We start from the raw sequence: 10,104 nt of genomic DNA, 5'->3' as shown, positions 1-10,104 counted from the left end.
CCGTCGGCATCTGCGCAGCGTTGGCCTTCGCGTTCACCGCCGTCGACGCCCAGATCGGCGCGTTGCTCGCGGCTGGGGCCTTCCTCGTTGTATCCGCGGCCGCCTATCTCGCTGCCGCCGGCGCCATCCAGCGGGTGCTCGGCGCGGCCGTCGGGCAAGCCGTGAATGTCGCGTTGTTGCTGGTACAGGTCGTCGTATGCGGCGCCGCGTATGCCAGTAGCGCCGCGATCTGGGGTCAGCTCTCCGCCTTCATGCCGATGGCTTACACCGCGGCGGGTGCCCGAGAAATCGGCTACGCGGACATGACGTCCACAGGGTGGCTCGCGATCGCCCTGACGGCGGTGCTGCTGATCGTTTCCGGTGTCGTCCTCCGGAGCGTTGCCCCCAGGCAGACCCCGGATGCAGCACCCGGGTACGCCTGACCCTGCCCGCCCTGTCGTGAACCGAAGCGACATGGGCGGTCCGGTTCGTACATGATTACCCGGTGGAAACAGACGGCGTGAACGTGAAGGCGACTCGTAAGGACTGGCTGGGCCTCGGCGTCCTCGTCATACCCATCCTGCTCGTGTCGATGGATATCTCGGTGCTGTACCTGGCGCTCCCAGCCGTCACCGCCGACTTGGAGCCCAGCGCCAACCAGACGCTGTGGATCCTCGACCTGTACGGCTTCTTCCTCGCCGGCCTACTGATCACCATGGGATCGGTCGGTGATCGCATCGGTCGCCGACGGTTGCTCATGATCGGCGCACTGGTGTTCGGCGCCGCGTCGCTACTGGCAGCGTTCTCGACCTCCCCGGAGATGTTGCTCGTCGCTCGCGCACTCCTCGGCCTCGGCGGCGCCACCATCGCACCGAGCACGCTCTCGTTGATCCGCAACATGTTCCACGATCCGGGTCAGCGCAAGGAAGCAATCGGCCTGTGGACCGCGGGCTTCGCCGGCGGCGGCGCGATCGGTCCGGTCATCGGCGGCTTCCTGCTCGAGCACTTCTGGTGGGGCTCGGTCTTCCTCGTCAACATCCCCGTCATGGTGCTGCTGCTCATCAGTGCGCCCCTGCTCGTACCCGAATTCAAGGACCCCGACCCCGGTAAGTTCGACCCTGTCGGCGTCGCCCTGTCCATCGCGGCAATGCTGTCGATCGTCTACGCCATCAAGCACGGTGCACAGGAAGGTCTCGACGCCGCAGCAATCTCCACGGCAGCCCTCGGACTCGTACTGGGCGCCTTGTTCGTACTGCAGCAACGACGCACTCGCGACCCCCTGATCGACGTCACGCTGTTCGCCGAACGCGCCTTCAGCGCTGCGGTACTCGTCCAATTCCTCGTCATCTTCGCGCTCACGGGCTTCAGCCTGTTCGCCTCGCAGTACCTGCAGCTCGTCGTCGGTCTCGGCCCGCTCGCGGCCGGTCTCTGGCTACTCGTGCCCGCCATCGCGGCCGCTGTCGGCGCCGTCCTCTCACCCTCGCTCAGCAAAGTCGTCTCGACGGGTGCCATCATTGCCGGCGGACTCGTCCTCATCGCCGCCGGATCCCTGACGCTCTACGCCGTGGGACCGGACTCCGGCATCCCGTTGCTCATCGTCGGGATGTCGCTCATCACGCTCGGTGTCGGAGCGGCGTCGACGCTAAACTCCGACATCGTTCTCACCGCAGCCGCCCCCGAAAAAGCCGGTGCCGCATCGGCACTGTCGGAAACCGGAGCCGAGCTCGGCGGGGCCGTCGGCATCGCGATCCTCGGAACCATCGGCACCACCGTCTACCGCAACGGCATCGAGGACGCACTGCCACCGGGCACGCCCGCAGAGATCGCTGCCCCGGCGTCGGAAACGGTCGGTGGCGGAATGACCGTCGCCGACCTGTTGCCGCCCCCGCTCGACGAAGCCCTTCGCACACTGGCCGCATCGAGCTTCGTCGACGGACTCAACCTGGCAGCAGCGTGGTGTGCAGCCGGAATGGGCGTCTCCGCGATCGTCGTCTACCTGCTACTCCGAGGACGGCTGGCGGCAACTTAGATGCGTGCCGCTCAGATGCTCGCACGCAGATAGTTCGCGAGCCACGTGGTTGCGCTGGTACCGGCCGAATCGACGGCGTACGAGCCGTACTCCTGGTGGATGCCCGAGCGGTAGAACGCCTCGATTTCGCGTCGACGCTGCTCGTTCGCCTGATCCGTCAGCTGATTCTGCAACACCGGCAGACCACCGGCAGCGGCGATGTCCGCAATCAGCGCCTGCACGTCCTGTTGAGCCTTGGCTGCCACCACCGGATTCGGATCCGACGACACCGCCAGGAAGCCGGCAAGCCGTGCGACGTAGTCGTCCTTCGGGGTGGAGCAGTACAGATCGCCGACGGCGCAGAACGTGCGAACCACCGGGCTGACGTAGCCGAAACCACCGACGCGTGGCCCGCCGACACCGGTGCCGACGACGTCCGGCCCGACCAGTGCGTCGGAGTCCGAGCGCTTCGGATCGGAGATCAAACCGACCGCGGCGACGCGATCCGCCGGGACGACGCCCAGGCCGGTCCCGATCGACGCAGCAAGATCACCCGCGGCGTCCGCGCCTTGGCTGTAGCCGATGATGCCGAATTTCGTTGCACCACAACGGTCGGCCATGGCCTTGATCATCCCGCCCGCATTGGCCGTTGCAATGGCGCGTGATTCGCCGTAGACGCCGCCCTCCCACGGGAAGGCCGTCGCCGGGTACGAGACGTAGTCGGTGCGAATGTCGGAGCTCTGCAGCTTGCCCGTGACCGCGGTCAACATGCCCGGCTTCGGTTCCGCGCCCGAACTGGTCTCCCAGGTGCCGGGGATGGCCACGACATACAGCGACGGGCAGTCGGCGGGATCGGCCGCTGCAGTGACCGTCGTCGTCGCCGCGACTCCAGCCGCGATCGACGCGGCAATTCCAACAGTGGCGACGATTCTCTTCACACGCATGCGGCGACCTCACGTAGACAACGACTTCGTTCGCCGGCGACACTGCCAGCTGCCGATGTCGAATCGATGCCCAAACGGTAAACAAAGGTTACCTAGAACTGTGACTTCTCGCCCCTCGTAACGCCTGCACTCAGAAACGAGAACGAGGTTGTGTAGCGGGAAAGCGTGCTTTCCGTACACAACCTCGTTCTCGACGAGAGAGAAAATTTACCGTTGCGGAGTCTGAGTGGGCACGATCGGCGATGGCAACGCCGTTGCACCCTGCAGGAACGTGTCGACGGCAGCCGCGCAGGAGCGACCCTCGGCGATTGCCCACACGATGAGCGACTGTCCGCGGCCCATGTCGCCTGCGACGAAGACGCCGGGGACGTTGGTGGCCCACTCGTTCGAGCGTGCGACGTTACCGCGGTCGGTGAGGTCGACGCCGAGATCGGTGATCAGACCGGGCTTCTCGGGGCCGACGAAGCCCATGGCGAGAAGTACGAGATCGGCCTCGAGGGTGAACTCGCTGCCCTCGACCTTCGCGAACTTGCCGTCTTTGAACTCGACCTCGTGCGCTTCGAGTCCGGTGACCTTGCCGTTCTCGCCGACGAAACGTTCGGTGTTGACCGAGAACACGCGCTCGCCGCCCTCTTCGTGAGCAGAGGCGACGCGGAACATCAGCGGGTACAGCGGCCACGGCGTCGAAACGGAACGCTCTTCCGGCGGACGCGCCATGATTTCGAACTGGTGAACGCTCGCCGCGCCCTGACGGTGCGAGGTACCGAGGCAGTCCGCTCCGGTGTCGCCGCCGCCGATGATGACGACCTTCTTGCCCTCGGCACTGACCGGGGGCTGCGCGAAGTCGCCCTGCTGCACGCGGTTTGCGTGCGGCAAGAACTCCATGGCCTGGTAGATGCCCTCGAGCTCACGGCCCTCGATCGGCAGATCGCGCCATGCGGTCGCGCCGCCGGAGAGAACCACCGAATCGAACTGCGCGCGCAGCTCATCGGCCGTGATGTCGACACCGACGTCGACGCCGGTGCGGAACACCGTGCCCTCGGCTTCCATCTGCGCCAGCCGGCGGTCGATGTGGCGCTTCTCCATCTTGAACTCGGGGATTCCGTAGCGGAGGAGTCCGCCGATGCGGTCGGCACGCTCGAACACCGTGACGGTGTGGCCGGCGCGCGTCAGCTGCTGCGCTGCAGCGAGTCCGGCGGGACCGGACCCGACGACGGCGACGGTCTTGCCGGTCAGGTGCGTCGGGTAGACCGGTGCGACCCAGCCTTCCTCGAACGCCTTGTCGATGATCTCGACCTCGACCTGCTTGATGGTCACCGGGTCCTGGTTGATTCCCAGGACGCACGACGCCTCACACGGCGCCGGGCACAGCCGCCCGGTGAACTCCGGGAAGTTGTTGGTGGCGTGCAGGCGGTCGATGCTTTCGCGCCACCGATCGCGGTAGACCAGGTCGTTCCACTCGGGAATCAGGTTACCCAGCGGGCAACCGTTGTGGCAGAACGGAATACCGCAGTCCATGCATCGGCTGGCCTGCTCCTTGAGAGTGTCCTTCGAGAAGTCTTCGTAGACCTCTTTCCAGTCCATCAGTCGCAGGTCGACCGGTCGCCGCTTGGGGAGTTCGCGGACGGTGTTCTTCAAAAATCCCTGTGGGTCACCCACGAGCTGCCTCCATGATCGCCTCGTCCACGTCCGCGCCGTTCTTCTCGGCCTCGGAGATGGCAAGCAGTACCTTCTTGTAGTCGCGCGGCATGACCTTCACGAAGTGGTTCACCTGCTGTGACCAGTCGCTGAGGATCCGCTCTGCAACATCGGATCCGGTTTCGTCGTGATGCCGGGTGACGATGTCCTTGAGCCAGGTGAACTCGTCGCCCTCGAGGGCTTCGATGTCGACGAGTTCGGTGTTGAGGTTGGCTTCGAACGTCTTGTCCGGATCGAAGATGAACGCGACGCCGCCGGACATACCGGCACCGAAGTTGCGTCCCGTCGAGCCGAGGATGACGACCTTGCCGCCCGTCATGTACTCGCATCCGTGATCGCCGACACCTTCGACGACGGCCACGGCACCCGAGTTGCGGACTGCGAAGCGCTCACCGACGACACCGCGGATAAGGGCTTCACCCTGCGTTGCGCCGAAGAGGAACACGTTGCCGCCGATGATGTTGTCCTCGGCGACGAATCCCTTCGGGGCGTTCAGCGACGGGCGAAGGATGAGACGTCCACCCGAGAGCCCCTTGCCCACGAAGTCGTTCGCGTCACCGTGCAACCGAAGTGTCATGCCCGACGGCACGAACGCGCCGAAGCTGTTGCCGGCCGAACCGGTGAACGTGATGTCGATCGTGTTGTCGGGCAAGCCGACTCCGCCGTACGCCTTGGTCAGCTCGTGCCCGAGCATGGTGCCGACCGTGCGGTTGACGTTGGTGATCTTCGACTCGAAGGTGACCTTTTCGCCGCGGTCCAGAGCGTTGCGGCTTTGTACGATCAACTGCTGATCGAGCGCTTTGTCGAGGCCGTGATCCTGGACGCCCGTGTTGTATAGGTCCTGGTTCATGAACGCCGACTCGACCTCGTCGAGGATCGGCGACAGGTCGAGCTTGGACGCCTTCCACGCTTCCTTGGCCGCGGTGGTGTCGAGCAGCTTCACCTGACCGACAGCCTCGTCCAGGGTGCGGAAGCCCAGCTCGGCCATGAGTTCGCGGACCTCTTCGGCGATGAACATGAAGAAGTTCTCGACGAATTCCGGCTTGCCCGCGAACCGCTTGCGCAGCAACGGGTTCTGCGTCGCGACACCGACGGGGCAGGTGTCGAGGTGGCAGACGCGCATCATGATGCAGCCCGACACGACGAGCGGAGCGGTGGCAAAACCGAACTCCTCACCGCCGAGCAGAGCGGCGACCATTACGTCGCGGCCGGTCTTGAGCTGGCCGTCGACCTGAACCACGATGCGATCGCGAAGACCGTTGAGCAGCAGCGTCTGCTGGGTCTCGGCGAGACCGAGCTCCCAGGGTCCGCCCGCGTGCTTGACGGACGTGAGCGGCGTCGCTCCCGTTCCGCCGTCGTGGCCCGAGATGAGGACGACGTCCGCGTGTGCCTTGGAGACACCGGCAGCGACCGTTCCGACGCCAACCTCGGAAACCAGTTTCACGTGGATGCGGGCCTGCGGGTTGGCGTTCTTCAGGTCGTGGATCAGCTGCGCCAGATCCTCGATCGAGTAGATGTCGTGGTGCGGCGGCGGCGAGATCAGGCCGACGCCGGGCGTCGAATGCCGAACCTCGGCGACCCACGGGTACACCTTGTGCGCCGGGAGCTGCCCACCTTCGCCGGGCTTGGCACCCTGCGCCATCTTGATCTGGATGTCGGTGCAGTTGGTCAGGTAGTGCGAGGTGACGCCGAAGCGTCCGGACGCGACCTGCTTGATCGCACTGCGTCGCCAATCGCCGTTCGCGTCGGGCTCGAAGCGGTCGACGCTCTCGCCGCCCTCACCGGAGTTCGAGCGGCCACCGAGACGGTTCATCGCGATCGCGAGCGTCTCGTGCGCTTCGGCCGAGATGGATCCGTAGCTCATCGCACCCGTCGAGAACCGCTTGACGATCTCCGACGCGGGCTCGACCTCGTCGATCGGAATCGACTGCCGGTCTTCGGTTTTGAATCGGAACAGACCGCGCAGCGACGCCAGGCGCTCGGACTGGTCGTCGACCATCTTCGTGTATTCCTTGAAGACGTCGTACTGGCCCGTGCGGGTGGAGTGCTGCAGCTTGAACACGGTGTCGGGGTTGAACAGGTGGTATTCACCCTCGCGACGCCACTGGTACTCGCCACCGGTCTCGAGCTCGCGGTGCGCGCGCTCCTGACGGTTGTCGAGGTATGCGACGGAGTGGCGGCTGGCCACGTCCTGCGCAACCTGATCGAGGTCGATGCCGCCGAGGTGACTGCCCAGGCCGGTGAAGTACTCGTCGACGAGTTCCTGCGACAGGCCGATGACCTGGAACAGTTGCGCGCCGGTGTAGGAGGCGAGCGTCGAGATGCCCATCTTGGACATCACCTTGAGGACGCCCTTGCCCGCCGCCTTGATGTAGTTGGCGACGGCCTTGTCGAACGCGATGTCGGTGAGGGCGCCGCGCTCGATCATGTCTTCGATGGACTCGAAGGCCATGTACGGATTGACCGCTGCGGCACCGAAACCGATGAGCAGAGCCATGTGGTGAATCTCGCGGGCGTCGCCGGCCTCGACGATGAGTCCGACCTTGGTGCGGGTCTTCTCGCGAACGAGGTGGTGGTGCACCGCGGAGGTCAGCAGCAATGACGGGATCGGGGCGAGCTTCTCGCTCGACTCGCGATCGGAGAGCACGATGATCCGTGCACCGCCCGAGATGGCTGCGGACACCTGAGCGCGGATGGCCTCCAACGACTTACGAAGACCTTCGCCACCTTCGGCGACGGCGTACAGGCCGCGAACGACGACCGACCGCAACTCTTCCTGGGTGCCGTCGTCGTTGATGTGGACGAGTTTGGCGAGGTCGTCGTTGTGCAGGATCGGCTGCGGCAGGACGATCTGCTTACACGCGTCGGGACCGGGGTTGAGCAGGTCGCCCTCGGGTCCGATGGTGCCGCCCAGACTCGTGACGATCTCTTCGCGGATCGCGTCGAGCGGCGGGTTGGTGACCTGCGCGAACAGCTGCGAGAAGTAGTCGAACAGCATCCGCGGACGGGTCGAGAGCACGGCGATGGGCGTATCGGTTCCCATCGAGCCGATCGCCTCGGCGCCGGTCTTCGCCATCGGCGAGACCAGAACGTTGAGCTCCTCGGTGGTGTAACCGAAGATCTGCTGACGGATCAGCACCCGATCGTGCGGCATGTGCACGTGCGGCCGCTCCGGGAGATCGTCGATCTCCGTGAGGCCCTCGTCGAGCCACTGCTGGTACGGGTGCTCGGCGGCGAGTTCGTCCTTGATCTCGTCGTCGGAAACGATGCGTCCCTGCGCGGTATCGACGAGGAACATGCGACCCGGCTGCAGACGGACTTTGCGGATCACCTTGGACGGGTCGATGTCGAGGACACCGACCTCGGATGCCATGACGACCAGTCCGTCGTCGGTGACCCAGAGGCGGCTCGGGCGAAGGCCGTTGCGGTCGAGCACGGCTCCGATGACGGTGCCGTCGGTGAAGCACACCGATGCCGGGCCGTCCCAGGGCTCCATGAGCGAGGAGTGGTACTTGTAGAACGCCCGACGAGCGGGGTCCATGGACTCGTGCCGCTCCCATGCCTCGGGAATCATCATCAGCACGGCGTGCGGGAGGCTGCGTCCACCGAGGTGCAGCAGCTCGAGCACCTCGTCGAAACGAGCCGTGTCGCTAGCGCCGTGGGTGACGACGGGGAAGATCTTCTCGAGCGCCTCGGATCCGCCGAACACGTCGGAGGTGATGAGCGCTTCACGGGCGCGCATCCAGTTCTCGTTACCGGTGGCGGTGTTGATCTCGCCGTTGTGCGCGACCCGGCGGAACGGATGCGCGAGCGGCCACGACGGGAACGTGTTGGTGGAGAAGCGTGAATGCACAAGTCCGAGAGCGCTTTCGACGCGCTCGTCCTGCAGGTCGATGTAGAAGCCCTTGAGCTGCGGGGTCGTCAGCATGCCCTTGTAGACGAACGTCTGCGAGGACAGGGACGGGAAGTACACAGTCTCGCGGCCGGGGCCGTCCTTGCCTGCGCCTTCTTCACCCAACTCGTGCTCGACGCGCTTACGAATGACGAACGCGCGGCGCTCGAGTTCCATGTCGGTGGCCGACAGGTCGGGCGCGGAGATGAACAGCTGACGGAAAGTGGGCATTGCGTCGCGGGCGAGTGCACCGAGCGAGGCGTCGTCGGTGGGGACTTCACGCCACCCGAGGACATTCATGCCCTCTTCTGCGACGATGCGTTCGACGCCTTCGCATGCGCGTGCTGCGTCGGCCTTGCCCTGGGGAAGGAATGCGACTCCGGTTGCGTAGGAGCCTGCGGCGGGCAGCTCGAAATCGACAACGGCCCGGAAGAACGCGTCCGGTACCTGGATGAGGATTCCGGCGCCGTCGCCGGTATTGGGCTCGGAGCCGGCGGCGCCCCGATGTTCGAGATTGACCAGTGCAGTGATGGCCTTCTCGACGATGTCTCGACTACGACGACCATGCATGTCCACCACGAACGCGACACCACAGGAATCGTGCTCGTTGCGGGGGTCGTAAAGGCCCTGCGGGCCCGGAGTGTGCTTCATACCTAGCCTTCGGATAAGTCCAGCCTCGATATCACCGCGGCGGCGGTGTGGTCTTTCCTGTCGTCCGATGGCGCGGCACGGATCACCGGCCGTCGCGGACGGCTGTTTCGGTGCCGTTCGCCGTTGAAGCAGCACCCCCGCTCGACTCTTCGACTAACCTCGAACGGGTGCGTTCTCGGTAAGGATCTTGTGTCGTACGGGCGGATCCGGACAATGGGTACGCCGGTCCAACCACAAACGATAAGTCAGTACCTAGCCCACCCCGCAAATAAGGTAACCCTATTCAACGCTCTCACCTGCGCTTTTCCGCAAATAATGTGATCCTCGTTGCCCCCCTGAATCGGGCCTTCGATCACGTTTCTCACGCGCGAGGTCGACGATGTGCGTTCGCGGGGGCTTGGAGCCGAGATGTCCGGCGGGCGAGTGGAATCCAAGAATTACAGCGGTGTAATTCGCCGCGACCGTCGATCTCCAGGGGTTCGGGACCGGCCGCAGGGGCGCCGCGCCAGCCCGAATCGAAGTACCGATTCTTGGATGAAAGACCCCTGAAATGACTACTGACCGCAGCGAAGAAGATCAGCTGCGGTCAGTATTGTGGGCGGAGGGGGACTTGAACCCCCACGTCCCTAAGGACACTGGCACCTGAAGCCAGCGCGTCTGCCATTCCGCCACCCGCCCGAGTGACCGGTGAACATTAACACGCGTCCGAACGCAGCATGAAATCGCGTGGCAGAGCGCCCACGGGACGTGCGTGACGAGCGTTTACCGCCTGTGTGGCGGGGAATGTCCGACCAGCGCTGAGTGCTTGGCAGCGGGACCGCAGTGTGCCTGTGGGCCGAAGCGCACCGTATATCATGCTGGGACGACGACCTCGAGGCGACACGCGCTCGTGGTACCGACAACGGGAGGAGAGGTCACCATGGGCATTGTCC

At 65.0% G+C, this 10,104-nt stretch carries 4 protein-coding genes, 1 tRNA gene and 1 pseudogene; 2 read left to right on the top strand and 4 right to left on the bottom strand.

Annotated elements, in window-relative coordinates; genetic code table 11:
• Positions 1-422: pseudogene (locus tag WBQ44_RS12740) on the top strand (hypothetical protein); the annotation flags it as partial.
• A gap of 62 nt (positions 423-484) precedes the next feature.
• Positions 485-2,008: an MFS transporter gene (locus tag WBQ44_RS12735; protein WP_495567047.1), complete on the top strand. Its 1,524-nt coding sequence runs from the start codon at positions 485-487 to the stop codon at positions 2,006-2,008.
• 11 nt (positions 2,009-2,019) lie between these two features.
• Here the strand turns inward: WBQ44_RS12735 and WBQ44_RS12730 are convergent, their stop codons facing one another.
• The 4 genes from WBQ44_RS12730 to WBQ44_RS12715 form a co-directional block, all read right to left on the bottom strand.
• Positions 2,020-2,931, bottom strand: a complete 912-nt coding sequence (locus WBQ44_RS12730; protein ID WP_495567046.1) for a cutinase family protein — start codon at positions 2,929-2,931, stop codon at positions 2,020-2,022.
• Positions 2,932-3,138: 207 nt separating this feature from the next.
• On the bottom strand, positions 3,139-4,590 hold the full coding sequence (locus WBQ44_RS12725) for a glutamate synthase subunit beta (RefSeq protein WP_495567045.1): 1,452 nt from the start codon (positions 4,588-4,590) through the stop codon (positions 3,139-3,141).
• Complete coding sequence (gltB, locus tag WBQ44_RS12720) at positions 4,583-9,172, bottom strand: glutamate synthase large subunit (protein WP_495567044.1); 4,590 nt, start codon at positions 9,170-9,172, stop codon at positions 4,583-4,585. Before gltB ends, WBQ44_RS12725 begins: the two co-directional genes overlap by 8 nt.
• A gap of 595 nt (positions 9,173-9,767) precedes the next feature.
• Positions 9,768-9,850: transfer RNA gene (locus tag WBQ44_RS12715), tRNA-Leu, on the bottom strand.
• Positions 9,851-10,104 lie beyond the last annotated feature (254 nt).

Origin of the sequence: Rhodococcus sp. (in: high G+C Gram-positive bacteria), from assembly GCF_049591685.1 — a bacterium.
In the GTDB taxonomy this organism is placed as follows: Bacteria; Actinomycetota; Actinomycetes; order Mycobacteriales; family Mycobacteriaceae; genus Rhodococcoides.
Note: the sequence above shows the minus strand (reverse complement) of the source record. Positions and strands in the feature narration are given on the sequence as shown.